Consider the following 18,860-nt stretch of genomic DNA (forward strand, 5'->3'; position numbering starts at 1 on the left):
TTCCCGGACCCCGACCTGCTGCCGCTCGAGTTCAGCCAGGCTTATGTTGACGCGCTGAAAGCGAGTTTGCCGGAACTGCCGGACGCCAAAAGGCCCCGGTTCATCGAGGCTTTCGCCCTGTCGCCCGAAGACGCCGGCGTTCTGGTGAGCGAGCGCGAGAGCCCCGATTTCTACGAGGCCGTGCTGGACAAGCTCGCCGACAAGGCGCGCGACGGCAAGCTTGCGGCCAACTGGGTGATCAACGAGTTGTTCGGCCGGCTCAACAAGGACGGCCACGGCATCGACACTTCGCCGGTGTCGGCCGCGCAGCTCGCCGCGATCGTCGACCTGATCGGCGAGGGCACGATCTCCGGCAAGATCGCCAAGGAGCTGTTCGAGATCGTTTGGACGGAAGGCGGCGACCCGCGTGCGCTGGTGGAACAGCGCGGCATGAAGCAGGTCACCGATCTCTCCGCAATCGAGAAGGTGGTCGACGACATCGTCGCGGCTAACCCCGACAAGGTCGCGCAGGTCGTCGCCAAGCCGGCGATGCTCGGTTGGTTCGTCGGTCAGGTGATGAAGTCGTCGGGCGGCAAAGCCAATCCGCAAGCCGTCAACGACCTCTTGAAGCGCAAGCTCGGCCTCTGAAGCGTCGCAAGATCGCACGCGAAGGCGCGCTCAGCGCCGGCGAGCCGGCGCGAATCACGCTGCATGAACAGCCCTGAAAACCGCCGTTTGGCGTGCTTCGGCGCGTCCGACGCGACCCCGGCGTGAAAATTTTTTCGTTGCCAAAAATCGCGACTCAGAGTCCGAGCGCCGCCGTTTTGTCGCGACTCGGATCGGCAGGCAGGTCGCAAAAGTTATTAGTTGCATGAACTAATCAGTTTCAGAAATCCGCTCCGTTCGCGCACTTCTTGCGATCTTGACAAACGCCGATGCAGATTTCGTGGGCGCAAGTCGGATCGCTCCCGACGCCGCGCGCGGCGCCGTTTGCAAAGACGCCGATGGCTTGCGGACAACTCGCCATCAACACTTCCTTAAGCGGGACACTGTTTTTTTCGAGGCGTTGGTGTATTCGGGAAGTAGTGCATCTCGATTCCCGAGTGCACGCAGCAGCAATCAGCCATCTCACTTATCGGAGGGCAACATGGCGAAGAAGGCGAAGAAGGCGGCCAAGAAGGCAGCGCCGAAGAAGGCGAAGAGCGCGGTGAAGAAGACCGCGAAGAAGACGAAGAAGGTCGCCAAGAAGAAGTAACCTCGCTTACGAGCGAGTGTGCCGGCAGGTCGATGCCGGCGACGTCACAAGGGCCGATCTGAAAGGCGCCGCCACAAGCGGGGCCGGCCACCAAGCCCAAGTCGACGAAAGAGGGTGTCGGCGAGACATCAGGCCAAACGGCCGGAGTTGTTCGCGACATAGTTCGCCTAGGTCGGAACAGACCCGGCAGAAGACACGTTGCTCTTCTCACGGTGCGGACGCCGGGTCCGCAATTTCACGGCGGTCACCGCGTGTGAGATTTGGTCCTGACGTGTTCGCCGACGCCCTCGTTGTTTAGGAGCCCTGCCAGAGCGCTCAGCGCCCGCCGGGCTGCCGCGGTGCCAAGCCGCCACCGAGATTCTCCCATCGCTTCCTTCCGAACCCGAGGCCGCCGTCGAAGCGAGACGGCTCGATTGCCTTTGTGCGTTCTTTCCGGCGACAGAGCCGGATGGTTATCGGTTGGCGAAGCCTCACGGTAAACCGTCTCTGACGAATTCTCAAAAATCGCTGTGCCGCAGGCATTTCTTGAATCGTTGCCGGTCGGCGGGACGGCCGCCGTTCAGAATCCATTCATCGCGACGCTTAAACTGCGATTCAAATTTGAGCGGCATGATCGCTCCATAAACACGCCGGACCACGGCGGTGGGGACGACAAGACAGAAGACAGGAGCCGCGCTCGGACTTCGCGCCGGCCAAGGATGGAGAGCAAAGATGCTGCAGGGATATTTGGATACGACGACTGCGATGCCGGTCGAAGCCGGCGAGAGCCCGGACATTCTGTTCGATCTCGGCCTGCTGTTCGCGTCCGGCCGCGGAGCGCCGATCGATCTTGTGGCGGCGCACAAATGGTTCAATCTCGCTGCGCTGAAGGGACGGGTCGACGCGATCGCGCTGCGCCGCGAAGTCGCCGAGCAGATGACTGCCGACGAGATCGCGGTAGCTCAGCGCGAAGCCCGCGCCTGGATCACGTCGCACTGACTGATCGCATGTCTGCGCTCGTGGGCTGCGGCGCTTGGTATCGCCTTATGGTTCGTCCTAAGTCGCGCTGACCGCCGCAACTGACCGTGCAAATCTTCTCCCATGCTCCGTCCAAGGAGCTTCAGAGGAGGGGATGCCACCATGAATTTCAAATCCGTATTGTTTCTTGTCGCCGGCGCCAGCGCCTTCGTCGCATCTACGGCATTCGCCGGCGATTTCGGCACTGCCGATGAAGCCAAGGCGATGCTGACCAAGGCTGCGGCCGCCGTGAAGGCCGACAAAGCCAAGGCGCTCGCCGAGTTCACCAAAGGCGAGGGCGGTTTCAAGGATCGCGACCTGTATCCGTTCTGCGGCGGCCCCGACGGGCTGTTCACCGCGCATCCGACGCTCGCCGGCAAGAGCCTGAAGGATCTCAAGGACAAGACCGGCAAGCCGCTCGGCGAAGAGATCTACGCCACCGCCAAGGAAGGCCAGGTTGGAGAAGTCGCCTACATGTGGCCGCGCCCCGGCCAGACCGATCCGGTGCAGAAGGTTTCCTTCGTCACCAAGGTCGGCGATCAGACCTGTGCGGTCGGGTACTACAAGTAACGCCACGCGCCTCGCTTGAAGGGGCCGCTAGTCGCGGCCCCTTCAGAGGCTGCAACCTCTCTGACCTCATCCTGAGGAGCTCCGGCGACGCCCGCAGGGCGGAGCTGGAGCGTCTCGAAGGATGGGCTGCAGGAACACACCGCCTCACAAGCTCATGGTTCGAGACGCCCGGCCAAGCTCTGCGAGCTTTGCCGGGCTCCTCACCATGAGGATGTGCAAGTGGCGGCGTAGCTAATCTAGCAGCGTCGGGTGGTTGCCTCACTCGATCCGCACCCCGGCCGCGCGGATGACGTCGGCCCATAGCTGCTTCTCGTCGGCGATCTTGCGGCGCAATTCTTCGGGCGACGACGGCGCCGGGCTGATCATCTGCGCATTCAGCCGGGCGACCACGTTCGGGTCGGCGAGCGAGGCGCGCACCTCGGCGTTGATTTTGTCGATCAGCCCCGGCGGCAGGCCGCCGGGTGCGATCAGCGCATTCCAGGCGTCGGACTGCACGTCGATGCCGCTCTCCTTCAGCGTTGGTATGTCCGGCAGGAATGGCGAGCGCTGCTGTGTGCTCACCGCCAAGACTTTCACCTTCCCGGTCGTACGCTGTGGCTCGACCGAAATCGCGGGTAGGCACGCCGCCTGGACGTCGCCGCGGATCAGCGCCGTGACTGCATTGGGCGAGCCGGCATAGGGGATGTGCACCATGCGGGCGCCAGCCTTCTGGGCGATCGCTTCCATGCAGAGCTGCGACAGCGAGCCCGCGCCGATCGATGCGTAAGCGAGGCCGTCGGTGGTGGCCTTCACCTTGGCGATGAACTCGGCGACGTTGCTGACGCCGAGGCTCGAAGGCACCGCGAGCACGCTGGGCATCGTGGTGAGCAACGTGATCGGCGCGATGTCGCGGCTCGGATCATAGGGCAGCTTGGCAAACAGCAACGTGTTGATGGCGAGCGGTCCGCCGAGGGAGATGCCGAGCGTAGCGCCGTCGGGTTTGGCCTTCGCCACGGTGTCGGTGCCGATGTTCCCCGACGCGCCGGGTTTGTTCTCGACCACGAAGCTCGATCCGGGATGGCGCGCCTGCAGGCTGTCCGCCAGCACCCGGCCGACCAGATCGGGGGTCGAGCCCGGCCCGAACGGCACGACGATCCGCACCAGCTTCGGCGGCCAGATCGTCGCCTCATCGGCGCGGGCGGCGATCGTCCCGCACGCGAGCGCCAGCATCATCAGGCCAAACCTGACAGCACGTGTCGACCCGGCATGTTCCCACAGCATTGCGTCCGTCCTGCATTCAATGATACCCGAGGCCGTTCCGACGCGGCCTCGCGCGACGCCTTCAGCGTCGGCGGCGGCGGACGTTAGTCGTGTTTGCGGCGGGCGGAAACCGGCTCGGCCGGCACCCTGGACAGGAGTGGTGGATGGGACTGGCGTTGATGATCCTCGGCCTGGTGCTGTTCATCGGCATCCATGTCGTGACCACGCGGCGCGAGCTGCGCGCCCGGCTGATCGGGATCGGGGGCGAAGCGGTCTACAAGATCGGCTACGCGGTGCTGGCGATCGCCGGCATTCTGCTGATCGGCTACGGCTTCGGCACTTATCGCGCCGACGGCATGATCGACCTGTGGCATCCGCCGCGCTGGACCCGCCACGTCGCCGAAGCGCTGATGTTGCCGGTGGCGATCCTGCTCGCCGCAGCGTATTCGCGTGGCCGCATCTATCGCGCCGTCAAGCACCCGATGCTGACCGCGGTGAAGCTGTGGGCCACCGCGCATCTGATCGCCAACGGCGATCTCGGCTCTATCATTCTGTTCGGCTCGCTGCTCGCATGGGCGGTGTACGATCGCATCTCGCTGAAGCGTCGCAGCGACGCGGGCGGGCCGCCGATTCCGGTCGGCGGTCCGAAGAACGATATCATCGCCGTCGTGGCCGGCATCGTGCTGTATCTCGCGCTCGGCTTCCTGTTCCACCCTTACGTCATCGGCGTGCCGGTGTTCGGAGCTTAAATCGATGTCAGTTCAGTCCGTCATCCGGCGCAAGACCGCGCCCGATATTCTCGCACGCAAGGGCGGCGATCCGATCGTGATGCTGACCTCGTATCACGCCCATACGGCGTCGTTGGTCGATCGCTATTGCGACGTCATCCTGGTCGGCGACTCGCTCGGCAACGTCATGCACGGCTTCGAGACCACCGTGCCGGTGACGCTGGAGATGATGATCCTGCAGGGCCACGCGGTGATGCGCGGCTCGCAACACTCGCTGGTGGTCGTCGATCTGCCTTTCGGCTCCTACGAGGCCTCGAAGGAGCAGGCGTTTCATTCTGCCGCGCGTATCCTCAAGGAGACGCATTGCGGCGCCGTGAAGCTCGAGGGCGGCGTGCGCATGGCCGAGACCATCGCGTTCCTCACCGCGCGCGGCATTCCGGTGATGGGCCATATCGGCCTGACGCCGCAGTCGATCAATACGCTCGGCTCGTTCCGCGCCCAGGGACGCGAGGAGGGCAGCTGGGGACCGATCGAAGCCGATGCCAAGGCGGTCGCCGATGCCGGTGCATTTTCGGTCGTGGTCGAAGCCGTCGCCGAGCCGCTGGGCCGCAAGATCACCGAGAGCATCGCCATCCCGACCATCGGCATCGGCGCCAGCTCGGCGTGCGATGGCCAGGTGCTGGTGCTGGAAGACATGCTCGGCCTGTCGCCGCGCGCGCCGAAATTCGTCAAGCGCTACGGCAATCTCGGCCCGGGCATCGAAGAGGCGATCAAGAGCTACGCCGAGGAGGTGCGCTCGCGCGCGTTTCCTGGTCCCGAGCATGTCTACGGCATGAAAGCCAAGGCCTGACACAGAGGCCTGACACAGAGGCCAGAGCCGGTTCGCGCGACCGTTCAGCATGGCCGTTGTATCCCCTTGATCGGGCTGGCTTTGCCTTGCCAAAGCCACATCGCTAGGGTATCGCCGCGCGACTTTCCGGGGGACGAACGCGCCGGCAGCTCCGCGGAGCTCGCATCGGCGCCTACAGGAATTCCTTAAGTGGCTGAACTCTTTGACGAAGTCGACGAGGAAGTACGTCGCGAGCAGCTCAAGCGGCTGTGGGACAAATACTCGATCTTTCTGATCGCGCTGCTGGTCCTGATCATCGCCGGCGTCGGCGGCTGGAAGGCCTATGAATATTACCAGGCCAAGCAGGCAGGCGAAGCCGGTGCTGCGTTCAACGCCGCCGCCGATCTGGCCGAGCAGAACAAGCGCCCCGAGGCAGCGGCTGCATTCGAGAAGCTCGCCGCCACTGCGCCGTCGGGCTATCGCACCCTGGCGCGGTTGCGCGCTGCCGCCGAGACCAGCTTCGACAAGCCGACCGATGCGGTGAAGCAGTACGATGCCATCGCGGCCGACAGCAGCGTGCCGCAGCCGTTCCGGGATCTGGCCAGCGTGCGTGCCGCGCGGCTGGTGATGGATAGCGCCAGCTACACCGACATGGCGAAGCGGCTGGAGACGGCGAGCGGCCCGAACGGCGTTTATCGTCATACCGCGCGTGAAATGTTGGCGCTGTCGGCGTGGCGCAGCAACGATGTGGCTCAGACGCGCAAATGGCTCGATCAGATCACCAATGACGCCGAGACGCCGTCGAGCCTTCGTGGCCGTGCCGATGTGCTGCAGGCCTTGCTGCCGCCGGCGGCCAAGAGCTGATCCGTTAGTTCCTGGTTGCCCGCTGCACCATCCGAAGTGAGACGATCCTGATGCGCATTTCGCAACGCCTGATATCCTTGGCCGTGTTGGTCGCTTTGTCGACCGCGCTGGCGGGCTGCGGCAGTACGAGCAGTTTCGATCCGACCGACATGCTCGACTTCCTCGACCAGAAGAAGAAGCTGCCGGGCGAGCGCAAGCCGGTGTTTCCCGACGGCGTGCCGGGGTTGGAGCAGGGCGTGCCGAAGAGTCTCTACAAGGATGCCGTCGAGCAGCAGCAGGCCGAACAAGCCGCTCAGGCGGCGCAGGCCGCGTCGCCGCCACCCGAACCTGAGCCGAAACAAAAACCCCGGCGGGCTCACAGCAAGCGTACCGCCGCTCCCGCAGCACCCAATGAGGCCGCTCCCGAAGAGGATGGCGGCGCTAATGCCGCTCCGCCGGCGCCGAAGCCGATGAAGCATTCGCGTCGCCGCGTTACCACGCCGCCCGCCGAGCAGCCGGCCGCCGACACCGCCGCGCCAGCGCAGAGCTCGGCTCCATCGGCGGCTCCATCTGCCTTCCCGGCACCGCTGCCGAGCGGTACGTTCCAGCGCTGACGCGCATCAGTGCTTTGCCCTGATTGACACGCCGCCGCTTCCGGGCGACGGATCAGCATGTCGTACACCATCGCCATCATCGGCCGACCTAACGTCGGTAAATCGACCCTGTTCAACCGTCTGGTCGGACAGAAGCTGGCGCTCGTCGACGACGCGCCGGGCGTCACGCGCGATCGCCGCGAAGGTGACGGCAAACTCGGCGACCTGCGCTTCACGTTGATCGACACCGCCGGCCTCGACGAGGGCCCGAAGGGTTCGCTGACGGCGCGGATGCAGGAGCAGACCGAGGCGGCCATCGCGCTGGCGGACGCGCTGATGTTCGTGATCGACGCCCGCGCCGGGCTGACGCCCAACGACCGCGCCTTCGCCGACTTCGCCCGCCGCGCCGACAAGCCGGTGGTGCTGGTCGCCAACAAGAGCGAAGGCAAGCACGGCGAGATCGGCGCCATGGAATCCTACGCGCTCGGGCTCGGCGATCCGGTGCAGATTTCGGCCGAGCACGGTGAGGGCCTCGGCGAACTCTACGACGCACTGCGTCCGCTGGTGCCGGAAGAGCCCGAGGACGACGACGAGGACGAAGACCTCGGCGAACTCAGCGACGAGGAGATCGCGCAGCGGCCGATCAGGGTCGCCATCGTCGGCCGCCCCAACGCCGGCAAGTCGACTTTCATCAATCGCCTGCTGGGCGAAGAGCGGCTGCTGACCAGCCCCGAAGCTGGCACCACGCGCGACTCGATCGCCGTCGAGGTGAACTGGAAGGGCCGCGACTTCCGCGTCTTCGATACGGCCGGCCTGCGCCGCCGCTCGCGCATCGAGGAGAAGCTCGAGAAGCTGTCGGTGGCCGACGCGTTGCGCGCGGTGCGGTTCGCCGAAGTCGTCGTGCTGATGATGGATGCGCAGATGCGGTTCGAGGAGCAGGACTTGCGCATCGCCGATCTGGTCGAGCGCGAGGGCCGGGCGATGGTGCTGGCGGTCAACAAATGGGACCTGATCGAACGTCAGGGCGGCCAGATCGCGCAGCTCCGCGTCGACGCCGATCACTGGCTGCCGCAGATCAGGGGCGTGCCGATCGTCGCGACCTCGGGCATGCTGGGCGAGGGCGTCGACCGGCTGATGCAGGCGGTCCAGGACGCCTATGCGGTGTGGAATCGGCGCATTCCGACCGCGGCGCTCAATCGCTGGTTCGAGCACGCGATCGCGCAGAACCCGCCGCCGGCGGTGTCGGGCCGGCGCCTCAAGCTCAACTATGTCACCCAGGCCAAGGCGCGGCCGCCGAGCTTCGTGGTGTTCTGCTCGCGCGCCGACGCGGTGCCGGAATCCTATTTGCGCTACCTGGTCAATAGCCTTCGCGGCGCCTTCGAACTCCCCGGCACGCCGATACGCATCACGCTGCGTGAAAAGGCCAACCCGTTCGCCCATAAGCGCAAGCGGAAGTCATGACGCAGATCGCGCCACCGCACGAGCTAGCTGTCGGCCCCGAGCCATCCGGACCGCGGCGCGCCGCGGTCGGTTTCATCTTCGTCACCATCCTGCTCGATATGCTGAGCATCGGCATGATCCTGCCGATCCTGCCGAAGCTGATCGAGAGTTTTACTGACAACAACACCGCCGATGCGGCGCGCATCTACGGCCTGTTCGGCACTGCCTGGGCGTTGATGCAGTTCTTTGCGTCGCCGATCCTCGGCGGGCTGTCGGACCGGTTCGGCCGCCGGCCGGTGATCCTGCTCTCCAATCTCGGCCTCGGCCTCGACTACATCCTGATGGCGCTGGCGCCGTCGCTGCGCTGGCTGTTCGTCGGCCGGGTGATCTCGGGGATTACTTCGGCCAGCATCTCGACCTCGTTCGCCTACATCGCCGACGTCACGCCGCAGGAAAAGCGGGCCGCCGTGTTCGGCAAAGTCGGCGCGGCGTTCGGCGTCGGCTTTATCTTCGGACCCGCGATGGGCGGACTACTCGGGGGCATCGATCCGCGGCTGCCGTTCTGGGTCGCGGCGGGCTTGAGCCTCGCCAACGCGCTGTACGGTTACTTCGTGCTGCCCGAGTCGCTGGCGCCGGAGCGCCGCTCCCAATTCCGCTGGAGGAGCGCCAATCCGATCGGCGCAGTGCAACTGCTGTCGTCGAATGCCAAGCTCGCCGGCATGGCGATCGTGGCGTTTTGTGCCGAGATCGCCCATGTCGCACTTGCTGCGACCTTCGTTCTTTATGCGAGCTATCGCTACAATTGGGATCAGACCACGGTCGGTCTCGCGCTCGCATTCGTCGGGTTCTGCACCACCGTCGTGCAAGGCTTTCTCGTCGGCCCGGCAGTGAAGCTGTTCGGTGAGCGGCGGTCGCAGGTGATCGGCTATCTCGGCGGTGCGGCCGGATTCCTGATCTACGCGCTGGCCCCGACCGGCGCGCTGTTCTGGATCGGCATCCCGGTGATGACGCTGTGGGGCATCGCTAAACCGGCGACCGCCGGGGTGATGACACGCTTGGTGACGCCGGAGCAGCAAGGAAAATTGCAGGGTGCGACCACCAGCATGAACAGCATCGCGGCTCTGATCGGGCCGTTCATGTTCACGGCGATCTTTGCTTACTTCATCGAGCCGACTGCGCCGGTGAGGTTTCCCGGGGCGCCGTTCCTGCTCGCGGGTGCGCTCCTCATCGTCTCGATGCTGATCGCCGGCACCTCGACGCCGCCGCAAAGCAAATCAGGCGCCGCAAGCGGCGCCTGATTTCGATCTGTTCGTCATTGCGAGGAGGCAACGCCGACGAAGCAATCCAGTCTCACGCGGGTGGCTTCTGGATTGCTTCGCTTCGCTCGCAATGACGCCGTGAGGCCTACTTTTTCACCAGCGGGCACTCGCTCTCCGACAGCGGACGGGCGGCGTCCTCGGCGGAGATGTCGGCGATCTTCTTGTAGTAGTCCCACGGCGCCTTGGATTCGGCCGGGCTCTTCACCTCGAACAGATAGGCCGGAACCATGCGGCGTCCGTCGGCGCGGATGATGGACTTGCCGAACGGCTGATCGTCCGCCGGGATTTCCTTCATCTTGGCGACGACCTTGGCGCCGTCGTGCGGGTTTCCGCCCATGGCTTCCAGCGTCTTCAGATAGTGCAGCACGGCGGCGTAGACGCCGGCCTGGGTCATCGATGGCATGGCGCCGTTCTTGACCTGCTTCTGGAAGCGCTGGGCGAAGGCGCGGGTGTTGTCGTTGAGATCCCAGTAGTACGACTCGGTGAAGGTCAGGCCCTGGGCGACCTTCAGCCCCAGCGAATGGACGTCCTGGATGAACAGCAGCAGCGCTGCCAGCTTCTGACCGCCTGCCGTGATGCCGAACTCGGCCGCCTGCTTGATCGCGTTGGTGGTGTCTCCGCCGGCGTTGGCGAGGCCGATGACCTTGGCTTTCGACGCCTGCGCCTGCAGCAGGAAGGACGAGAAGTCGGCGGTGTTGAGCGGATGCTTGACGCTGCCGAGGACCTGACCGCCATTGGCCTTGATGACGGCCGTGGTGTCGCGCTCGAGCGCGGCACCGAATGCGTAGTCCGCGGTGAGGAAGAACCAGGTGTTGCCGCCGGCCTTGGTCAGTGCCTGACCGGTGCCGTGCGCCAGCATGTAGGTGTCGTAGGTCATCGAGATGGTGTTGGCGTTGCACGCCTTGCCGGTCAGGTCGGCGCTTGCGCCGCCCGAGTTCATCAGAATGCTGTTCTTTTCCTTGACCAGATTGCTGATCGCCAGCGCGACGCCGGAGTTCGGCGTATCGGTGATCATGTCGACCTTGTCGACATCGATCCATTGGCGGGCGAGGTTGACGCCGACGTCCGGCTTGTTCTGGTGATCGCCGGAGACCACTTCGATCTTCCAGCCTTTGGCTTCGAGGCCGGAATCGGCAACCGCCATCTTGGCGGCCACGACCGAATTTGGACCGCCGATATCGGCGTACAGACTCGACATGTCGTTGAGCACGCCGATCTTGACGGTCTTGTCCTGCGCGAGCGCAGGGGCAGTGAACGAAACACCGACGAGCACGATCGCAATCGCGCAGCGGCGAGACAGTACTCTCCTCATCATTTTCCCCTCGGGTCGTGACTGACAGCGGGTGTTGTCCCCGCTTACCCGCAGTCAATCGCGCCGCCGAAGCTGAGTCAATCGGAGGAGGTGTCTTTCAGCGTACCAGTGGCGCGATCGTACAGCCGGCCGGTATCCGTGCACGATGGCAGGCACAAAGGCAGTAACTGCTGCACCACCTCGTCCGGAGTGGGCAGCGTCTCCGGGTCTTCGCCGGGCATGAAGGTGGCGCGCAGCTTGGTCCGCGTCGGGCCGGGATCGAACAGATTGGCCCTAACCTGTGTGATATTGACCATCTCTTTGGCCCAGACCTGCACCATCGTCTCGAGCGCCGCCTTGGCTGCCGCGTAGGGGCCGCGATAAGCCGGCGCCTTGCCGCCGGAACGCGAGGTCATGAACACGGCGCGGCCGGCGTCGGAGGCGCGGAGCAGCGGCTCCATGCAGCGGATCAGCTGGAAATTTGCGGTGACATCGAGCGCGGTGACGTCGGTCCATTTCTTCAGCTCGATATGGCCGAGCGGCGAGGAGGGCCCCGCGATGCCGGCGCAGGCCACCATCACGTCGAGCTTGCCGTGGCGCTCGTAGATGGCGGCGCCGAGCCGGGCGATGGCTTCGAAGTCTGTGAGATCGAGGGGCACCAGCGTGGCGGCGTGGCCGCCGGCCTTGCGGATCTCGTCGTCGAGCTCTTCCAGTCCGCCCTGGGTGCGGGCGACGGCGATGACATGGGCGCCGCTTTGGCCGAGCGCCTTGGCGGCAGCGTAGCCGATGCCACGCGAGGCGCCGGTGACGAGAGCGATGCGGGAGGCGAAAGGTGAGGTCATTCTGCGAGGCTCGGGCAACAAAGACAGCCGTCATACGCGGGCTTGACCCGCGTATCCATCGGCCAAAATGCTCATTTGCAGTTGGATCACCGGGTCAAGCCCGGTGATGACAGGTGGGGAGCCGTCAGCTCGCTTCGGCGAGCAGCGACAATTGTCGCGGTTGCTGCTCGGTCTGGTTCAGATCCGTCAGCGGAGTCGGGTATTCGCCGGTGAAGCAGTGGTCGGTGAACTTCGGATGTGCCGGATCGCGGCCCGGTTCGCCCATCGATCGATAGATGCCATCGACCGACAGGAAGGCCAAAGAGTCGGCGCCGATCAGCTCGCGCATCTGCTCGAGCGAATGCGTTGCCGCCAGCAGGCCGGCACGATCTGGCGTGTCGATGCCGTAGTAGTCGGGATGGGTGATCGGCGGCGAGGCGATGCGGAAGTGCACTTCCTTGGCGCCGGCGTCGCGCATCATCTTGACGATCTTCTTGGAGGTCGTGCCGCGCACCAGAGAGTCGTCGATCAGCACGATGCGCTTGCCTTCGATGGCGGCGCGATTGGCCGAATGCTTCATCCGCACGCCGAGTTCGCGGATGCTTTGGGTCGGCTGGATGAAGGTACGGCCGACATAGTGATTGCGGATGATGCCGAGCTCGAACGGCACGCCGCTCTCGCGGCTGTAGCCGATCGCCGCCGGCACGCCCGAATCCGGCACCGGGACGACGACGTCGGCCGGCACATGGCTCTCGCGCGCCAGCTCGGCACCGAAGCTCTTGCGCACGTCATAGACCGAACGGCCGCCGACGACCGAATCCGGTCGGGCGAAATAGATGTACTCGAAGATGCAGGGCCGCGGCGGCTGCGGCGGGAACGGCTTGTGGCTGGAGACGCCGCGGCGGTCGAACACGATGACCTCGCCGGGCTCGATGTCGCGCACATAGCGGGCGCCGATGATGTCGAGCGCGCAGGTCTCCGACGCCAGGATCGGGCAGCCGTCGAGTTCGCCCAACACCAGCGGCCGGATGCCGAGCGGGTCGCGCGCACCGATCAGCTTCTTGTTGGTCAGCGACACCAGCGAATAGGCGCCTTCCAGCGCCCGCAGGGCCTCGATGAAGCGCTCGATGAAGCGGGGCTTCTTGGAGTGCGCGACCAGATGCAGGATCGCCTCGGTATCGGTGGTCGACTGCATGATCGCGCCCGAGCTCACCAGGTCGCGGCGCAGCGTCAGGCCGTTCGTCAGATTGCCGTTGTGGCCGACCGCGAAGCCGCCGGCATTGAGCTCGGCGAACAGCGGCTGGACGTTGCGCAGGATGGTCTCGCCGGTCGTCGAGTAGCGGACATGACCGATCGCGGAGCTGCCGGGCAGGCGCGCGATGACATCGGCGCGCGAGAAGGTGTCGCCGACCAGCCCGAGCCGGCGCTCGGAATGAAACCGGCCGTTGTCGAACGACACGATGCCGGCGGCTTCCTGGCCGCGGTGCTGCAAAGCGTGCAGCCCGAGCGCGGTGATCGCCGCGGCGTCTGGGTGCCCGAAAATGCCGAACACGCCGCACTCTTCGCGCAGCGTGTCACCATCTGTATCGAACACGTTGGGATCCAAAGAAGTATCGTCGAGGGGTTGCGGGTCGCGAGCGTCCGAAGCGGGCGTTGCGTCGTCGGAAGAGCTCTGTATCGCGTCCATCGCGCCTCTCAGTTGCTAGCGGCCATCATTTGGCGGCCGGTTTGCCCTCTATCAGCTTCTTGAGGCTGTCGCGGGCCGGTTTGCTGTAACCATCGCTGCCGCCGGGCGCAGGTTGTTGATCCTCGCCCTGATCTTCGTCCGGCTTATTCTTCTTGAACCTCTTCAAGATGGTGTTTTCAGGGTCATCCGGCAAGAGCGAGACCAGCCAATCACCGGTTCCCTGAAGCACAGTCTTGGATTTAGCGTTAGTAACCCATTCCGGCCGCTGCTTCTCAGGCACCAGCCAGTTGAAGAACTGATAGGCCACCACCACGATCAACAGGCCGCGGGCCAGTCCAAACAGGAAGCCCAAGGTGCGGTCGAGCGCGCCAATGCGCGAATCCAGGATCATGTCCGAGATTCGCACCGTGATGATCGAGACGATGATCAGCGTGCCGAGGAACACGCCCGCCACCACCACCACGGCGGCGACGGTGTCGTTGGAGAAGTAGGTCTTGGCGGTCGGCAGCAGCTTCTGGAACGCGTACAACGTCACCAGCGCGGCGGCGCCCCAGGCCGCGATCGACAGCACTTCGCGCATGAACCCGCGGACCATCGCCAACAGGCCCGACACCAGCATCACGGCGAGAACAACGAGGTCGAGAATCGTGATCGGCATCGGCTGGTTACAGTCCGCTCGGTCGGCAACAACGACGAATCGACGGGGAAGCCCGCTCAGGTGACGGTGATATGGCACGCCGCGCAAGGCGAGAAAACTGCCGAACGCCCCTCTGTCACAGCATTGTTTTGCTGTGTTCAGGAGCACTGCGCGCCGCCCCGTATTGCGCCGGTTGTATAGCGGCGTCGGCCGCAAAGGTCACGTACGGTTCAGCCGCTACCCTGGCGGAATCGCGCGGGTGTTGCATTTGAGGCGGCTCGCTGTGCCGGCGCGGAATTCCCCTGCCGCTCCGGGTCGCGATCGGTTCGTTTGGTCCCACGCGCAGCGATGTCGGCGACGAGGCTGGACAGGCCGCCGACGCTTTGCAGCAAAAGGCCGGCCTCGGACGGCGTCTCGCCGCGGGCCGATTCCGGCAGCACCGCGCGGGCAAAGCCGAGCTTGGCGGCTTCCTTCAGCCGGGCGGTGGTCTGCGCCACCGGCCGCACCGCGCCGGACAGGGAGATTTCGCCGAAATACACCGCATCGGTCGGCAGCGGCGCATTGGCCAGCGACGACACCAGCGCCGCGGCGGCGGCGAGGTCGGCGGCCGGCTCGTTGATGCGCAGGCCGCCGGCGACGTTGAAATAGACGTCGTAGCCCGACAGCTTGACGCCGCAATGCGCCTCGAGCACCGCCAACACCATCGACAGCCGAGCCGAATCCCAGCCGACGACCGCACGGCGCGGCGTGCCGAGCGTGGTCGGCGCCACCAGCGCCTGCAGTTCGACCAGCACCGGGCGGGTGCCTTCGATGCCGGCAAATACCGCCGTGCCCGGAGAGCCGAGGTCGCGCTCGGACAGGAACAGCTCCGATGGGTTGGTGACTTCGCGCAGCCCGAGCCCGGTCATTTCGAACACGCCGATCTCGTCGGTCGGGCCGAAGCGGTTCTTGACCGAGCGCAGGATGCGGAACTGCTGCGAGCCTTCGCCCTCGAACGACAGCACTGCGTCGACCATATGCTCGACCACCCGCGGGCCGGCGATCTGGCCGTCCTTGGTGACGTGGCCGACCAGGATGATGGCGGCGCCGGTCTTCTTGGCGAAGCGGATCAGCGCCTGCGCCGAAGCGCGGACCTGCGTCACCGTGCCGGGCGCGGATTCGACCGTGTCGGTCCACATCGTCTGGATCGAGTCGATGACGATCAGCTTCGGCGTCGTGCCTTCAGAAAGGGTTGCGATGATGTCTTCGACCGAAGTCTCGGCGGCCAGCTCGACGGGCGCCGAGGCGAGGCCGAGCCGTTCCGCGCGCAGCCGGACCTGGGCGATGGCTTCTTCACCGGAGATATAGACGGTGCGATGGCCGGCCTTGGCCATCAGGCTGGTGGCCTGGGTCAAAAGCGTCGATTTGCCGATGCCAGGATCGCCGCCGACCAGGAGCACCGAGCCGCGGACAAAGCCGCCGCCGGTGACGCGATCGAGTTCGGCCATACCCGAGGGCAGGCGAGGGGCGTCGTTGCTCTTGCCGGCCAGCGATTCCAGTTTGAACGTCCGGCCGCGTCGCTTGGCGCGGATCGACACCGGTACGGCGTTGTCGCCGGCTTCCTCGACCAGCGTATTCCACTCGCCGCAGGCCTCGCACTTGCCCTGCCAGCGATTGAACGCGGCGCCGCAATTCTGGCAGACGAAGGAAGCGGATGCTTTGGCCATGTGCCGGGCGATCGAACTCTGGGCAAGACGGACTGACGCGCGGCTCATTGTTGTTCACATTTTGTTCTTTTTGTCAACGACTTTGTTTCGGCTCCGTAGTCTCAGCCGGGAGTGTCTCCGTCGCATCGAATTGACCTGGTGCTAACCCGCGGCTGCGATGTTCCGCCACTCGCGGATAGGGACGTCGCACCAATGGTCAAGGCTGCCGATACCAGTTCGAGCCGCGCGCCGACGCTCGGCTGGTTCGCCGCTGCGGCGGCGCTGGCCGTCGTTCTGCTGCTGCCCTTCCTGCTGGTCGACGTTCCGCCGGTGTTGGACTATCCGAACCATCTGGCGCGCTACTTCGTGCTGGCGCATCCGGACGATCCGATCCTGTCGCAGTTCTACGCGCCGCATTGGCGCATCCTGCCCAATCTCGGTATGGACGTGATCGGCGCCGCCTTGCTGAAAGTGTCGAGCGTTCACGTCGGCGGTCGGATACTTCTGGCCTCGAGCCTGCTGATGCCGATGATCGGCGCGGTCGTTTATCACCGGGTGGCATTCGGGCGGTTCTCCTACTGGCCGCTGGCCTCCGGCGCTGTCGCCTACAACGCAGTGTTCTTCCTCGGCTTCATGAATTTCCTGCTGTCGCTCGGCCTGGCGCTGATCGGCGCTGCGGCGTGGACCGCTTTGCGCCGGCGCGATCGCAATGGCGTGGCCGTCATCGCCGGAGCGACATTTGCGGCGGCGATATTCTTCTCGCACATTTTCGGCGCAGCTCTGTTCGCGCTGCTGATCGGCAGCGAGGAGCTGGCGCGCATCCTGCGGGCCCGCCGCGACGGCGCGCCGATGATCCGTGACTTGGGCGTCTCGGCGATCCTGTTGGCGCTGACGCTGAGCCCGGTCGTCGCTCTGTATCTGGCGAGCCCGCTTGCCGAAGCGGAGGCGGGGGTCGGGCCTTGGCGGGGGCTGGCCAAGCTTTGGGATCTGCTGGCGCCGGTGATGACGACCAGCGAGACGGTCACTGCGCTGAGCGGATTGGCGCTGTTTGCCGCGCTTGTGCTGGTCGCGCGCGGCATCCGGCTGGCGCCGGCGGTGCCGTTGTCGCTCGTGGTGCTGGCTCTGGTCTTCACGGCGGTGCCGGCGATGTACAAAGGCGGTAGTTTTCTCGATGTGCGTATCGCGGTGATGGCGGCGATGCTGCTGTTTGCCGGACTGCAGCCGCAACTGTCGCCCCGACGAGCGATCGTGGTCGCCGCGTTGATGACCGCGACGATCGTTGGCCGCTCGGCATTTGTGGCAGACGGCTGGTACGCCCATCGCCGCGACCTCGCCGAGTTGCGTGCGGCGATCGCAACGGTCGAGCCGGGCGAGCGGGTGCTGATGGCACGCGGCCGCGACATCGATATCGTGGCCGCGGCCCGCGCCGGGCGTGCCCTGGCCGGTTACTTCCCGATAGACAATCATCTCGGCGCGTTGCTGCTGATCGAGCGCCATGCCTTCTGGCCGCTGTTGTTCGCCGATCCGTCGCAGCAGCCGCTGGTGGTGAAGCCGGCCTTCACTCCGTATGCGGGGCCGCTGTGCGAGCCGGCGACGCCGTCGCAATTGTCGCAGGCAGCCGACCAGCAGCCGGATTCCTTGCCCAGATGCAGGCGCTATCTGGCCGACTGGCCACATCGCTTCGATGCCGTTCTGATGCTCGATCCACCTCCGACCGCACCTCTGCCCGAACTCGCGACGGCGGTTCAGGGCGATTATGTGGCGCTGTATCGTGTCGTGCCGCCGGCGGCGCCATTCGCGTCCACCAACAAGTTTGCCGCACCGACCCGGTGACGCGAACTGCCCGGCAGAGACTTCGACGAATTGCTCATGACGTTGTGTCCGAGCGCGGTTGATGAAGGGCGCTCTGTCGGCTCTATTTTGCGGGGCCGCAGAATTGAGCAGGCCGTTCACCGTCGATCTCGTCAGGATCGCAGCGAGGCTTGCGGCAGGCATGAAAATCGCGTTTCCGACCAAGGATTGGGCCACAATCAGCGGCCATGCCGGACAGGCGCCGAACTGGCTGGTGTTTGATTTGACCGAGTATCGTGAAGGTCAGACACTGCCTGCGCCCACGCGCATCGAGCTCGCTAGAGAACAGTTGCCGCACTACTTCAAGGACGATGGCCCGCACCCGCTCGACGGGGTCGAACTGATCGTCGCCTGCAGCGCCGGCGACGGCTACGTGCGGCACATGAAGAAGCGCGGCGCCGATGTTGTGCTGACCGGTGAGACCGATCCGGCGGCCGCGCTGGACCACATCCTCAAGGGCGAAACGCTGCCCGAACAACGCTTCGACATCACCACCACGCTGTGCAAGCTGCGCGATCTGTTCTCGCGCCACTGAGTTCAATTTGACACATCGCGTGAGGCGCGCTTGCACTCGCTGCCGCTGCGGCAGCCGCCACTTTGCGCCGTCACGTGGTCCGGCTAAACTCGCCCATCATGCGAGACGATCGACGCCGGGATTACGAGCGCAAGAAATGGCTGCAGGTCGCTGGCCATTTCGGCATGGGCGCAGTTTTCGGCGCGGTGTTCGCCGGCATTGTGCTGTTTCAGAATTACTTCGGCCTGTCGACCGTGATCGCCACCAGCGAGGCACCGACGCTGGTGCGGGTCGTATTCGTCGTAGGCGTGTCCGGCTCGTTCGCGTTTCTGGCGGCGATCACCGGATTCTTGTTTCTGGTGCACGAGGACTGAAGGCGTGCAGCCTGTCGCCCAACACGACCTCCTTCGTCATTGCGAGCGAAGCGAAGCAATCCAGCCCCGTGCACGGAGCTGGATTGCTTCGTCGCTTCGCTCCTCGCAATGACGATTGGAGCAAGGTTGTCGTTCGGGCTGATCAGTTGGCGTGCGGCGCCGCCGCTGCGGCCTCGGCCGGCGTCTCCGCAGCCTTTCCGTTGCCACCC

General features: G+C 65.2%; 17 protein-coding genes and 1 pseudogene. 12 read left to right on the top strand and 6 right to left on the bottom strand.

Going from position 1 to position 18,860, the window contains the following annotated elements; genetic code table 11:
- The 3 genes and pseudogenes from gatB to I5M_RS23895 all read left to right on the top strand — a co-directional run.
- Nucleotides 1–627: pseudogene (gene gatB, locus I5M_RS23875) on the top strand (Asp-tRNA(Asn)/Glu-tRNA(Gln) amidotransferase GatCAB subunit B); the annotation flags it as partial.
- Between the two features lie 1,318 nt (nucleotides 628–1,945).
- Entirely contained in the window at nucleotides 1,946–2,212 is a 267-nt protein-coding gene (locus tag I5M_RS23890; RefSeq protein ID WP_022723695.1) for a sel1 repeat family protein, read from the top strand.
- Nucleotides 2,213–2,353: 141 nt separating this feature from the next.
- A complete protein-coding gene (locus tag I5M_RS23895; protein WP_022723696.1) occupies nucleotides 2,354–2,800 on the top strand; it encodes a cache domain-containing protein in 447 nt (148 codons plus the stop codon).
- Between the two features lie 258 nt (nucleotides 2,801–3,058).
- Here the strand turns inward: I5M_RS23895 and I5M_RS23900 are convergent, their stop codons facing one another.
- On the bottom strand, nucleotides 3,059–4,012 hold the full coding sequence (locus I5M_RS23900) for a tripartite tricarboxylate transporter substrate binding protein (protein WP_022723697.1): 954 nt from the start codon (nucleotides 4,010–4,012) through the stop codon (nucleotides 3,059–3,061).
- Nucleotides 4,013–4,203: 191 nt separating this feature from the next.
- On the opposite strand from I5M_RS23900, the gene I5M_RS23905 reads away from it, so the two are divergent.
- From I5M_RS23905 to I5M_RS23930, 6 genes are all read left to right on the top strand, one after another.
- Complete coding sequence (locus I5M_RS23905; RefSeq protein WP_022723698.1) at nucleotides 4,204–4,788, top strand: NnrU family protein; 585 nt, start codon at nucleotides 4,204–4,206, stop codon at nucleotides 4,786–4,788.
- Between the two features lie 4 nt (nucleotides 4,789–4,792).
- The gene (gene panB, locus I5M_RS23910; RefSeq protein ID WP_022723699.1) at nucleotides 4,793–5,617 is read left to right on the top strand and encodes a 3-methyl-2-oxobutanoate hydroxymethyltransferase; all 825 of its coding nucleotides are present in this window, start codon (nucleotides 4,793–4,795) and stop codon (nucleotides 5,615–5,617) included.
- Nucleotides 5,618–5,806: 189 nt separating this feature from the next.
- Nucleotides 5,807–6,460 (top strand): tetratricopeptide repeat protein, encoded by a 654-nt coding sequence (locus tag I5M_RS23915; protein ID WP_022723700.1) that lies wholly within the window; start codon nucleotides 5,807–5,809, stop codon nucleotides 6,458–6,460.
- Between the two features lie 50 nt (nucleotides 6,461–6,510).
- Nucleotides 6,511–7,053 (top strand): hypothetical protein, encoded by a 543-nt coding sequence (locus tag I5M_RS23920; RefSeq protein WP_022723701.1) that lies wholly within the window; start codon nucleotides 6,511–6,513, stop codon nucleotides 7,051–7,053.
- A gap of 57 nt (nucleotides 7,054–7,110) precedes the next feature.
- Nucleotides 7,111–8,493 carry a ribosome biogenesis GTPase Der gene (gene der / locus I5M_RS23925; RefSeq protein ID WP_022723702.1) on the top strand — a complete coding sequence of 461 codons (1,383 nt, stop codon included), beginning with the start codon at nucleotides 7,111–7,113 and terminating at the stop codon, nucleotides 8,491–8,493.
- Nucleotides 8,490–9,770, top strand: coding sequence for a TCR/Tet family MFS transporter (locus tag I5M_RS23930; protein WP_022723703.1), 1,281 nt, complete (start codon nucleotides 8,490–8,492; stop codon nucleotides 9,768–9,770). Before der ends, I5M_RS23930 begins: the two co-directional genes overlap by 4 nt.
- A 106-nt stretch (nucleotides 9,771–9,876) precedes the next feature.
- Here the strand turns inward: I5M_RS23930 and I5M_RS23935 are convergent, their stop codons facing one another.
- The 5 genes from I5M_RS23935 to radA all read right to left on the bottom strand — a co-directional run bounded on the left by I5M_RS23935 (nucleotide 9,877) and on the right by radA (nucleotide 15,933).
- Complete coding sequence (locus tag I5M_RS23935; RefSeq protein WP_031337413.1) at nucleotides 9,877–11,103, bottom strand: ABC transporter substrate-binding protein; 1,227 nt, start codon at nucleotides 11,101–11,103, stop codon at nucleotides 9,877–9,879.
- Nucleotides 11,104–11,180: 77 nt separating this feature from the next.
- Nucleotides 11,181–11,924 carry an SDR family NAD(P)-dependent oxidoreductase gene (locus tag I5M_RS23940; RefSeq protein WP_022723705.1) on the bottom strand — a complete coding sequence of 248 codons (744 nt, stop codon included), beginning with the start codon at nucleotides 11,922–11,924 and terminating at the stop codon, nucleotides 11,181–11,183.
- A gap of 124 nt (nucleotides 11,925–12,048) precedes the next feature.
- Nucleotides 12,049–13,590: an amidophosphoribosyltransferase gene (gene purF, locus I5M_RS23945; protein WP_022723706.1), complete on the bottom strand. Its 1,542-nt coding sequence runs from the start codon at nucleotides 13,588–13,590 to the stop codon at nucleotides 12,049–12,051.
- A 25-nt stretch (nucleotides 13,591–13,615) separates the two neighbouring features.
- A complete protein-coding gene (locus I5M_RS23950) occupies nucleotides 13,616–14,248 on the bottom strand; it encodes a CvpA family protein (RefSeq protein ID WP_022723707.1) in 633 nt (210 codons plus the stop codon).
- 209 nt (nucleotides 14,249–14,457) lie between these two features.
- Nucleotides 14,458–15,933, bottom strand: a complete 1,476-nt coding sequence (gene radA / locus I5M_RS23955; RefSeq protein ID WP_022723708.1) for a DNA repair protein RadA — start codon at nucleotides 15,931–15,933, stop codon at nucleotides 14,458–14,460.
- 192 nt (nucleotides 15,934–16,125) lie between these two features.
- Between radA and I5M_RS23960 the strand changes: the two genes are divergently transcribed.
- From I5M_RS23960 to I5M_RS23970, 3 genes are all read left to right on the top strand, one after another.
- Nucleotides 16,126–17,745 (top strand): hypothetical protein, encoded by a 1,620-nt coding sequence (locus I5M_RS23960; protein ID WP_022723709.1) that lies wholly within the window; start codon nucleotides 16,126–16,128, stop codon nucleotides 17,743–17,745.
- Nucleotides 17,746–17,905: 160 nt separating this feature from the next.
- Entirely contained in the window at nucleotides 17,906–18,298 is a 393-nt protein-coding gene (locus I5M_RS23965) for a hypothetical protein (RefSeq protein WP_022723710.1), read from the top strand.
- Between the two features lie 98 nt (nucleotides 18,299–18,396).
- A complete protein-coding gene (locus I5M_RS23970; RefSeq protein ID WP_022723711.1) occupies nucleotides 18,397–18,651 on the top strand; it encodes a hypothetical protein in 255 nt (84 codons plus the stop codon).
- Nucleotides 18,652–18,860 lie beyond the last annotated feature (209 nt).

Origin of the sequence: Rhodopseudomonas sp. B29 (genome assembly GCF_000333455.1) — a bacterium.
Classification (GTDB): Bacteria; Pseudomonadota; Alphaproteobacteria; order Rhizobiales; family Xanthobacteraceae; genus Rhodopseudomonas.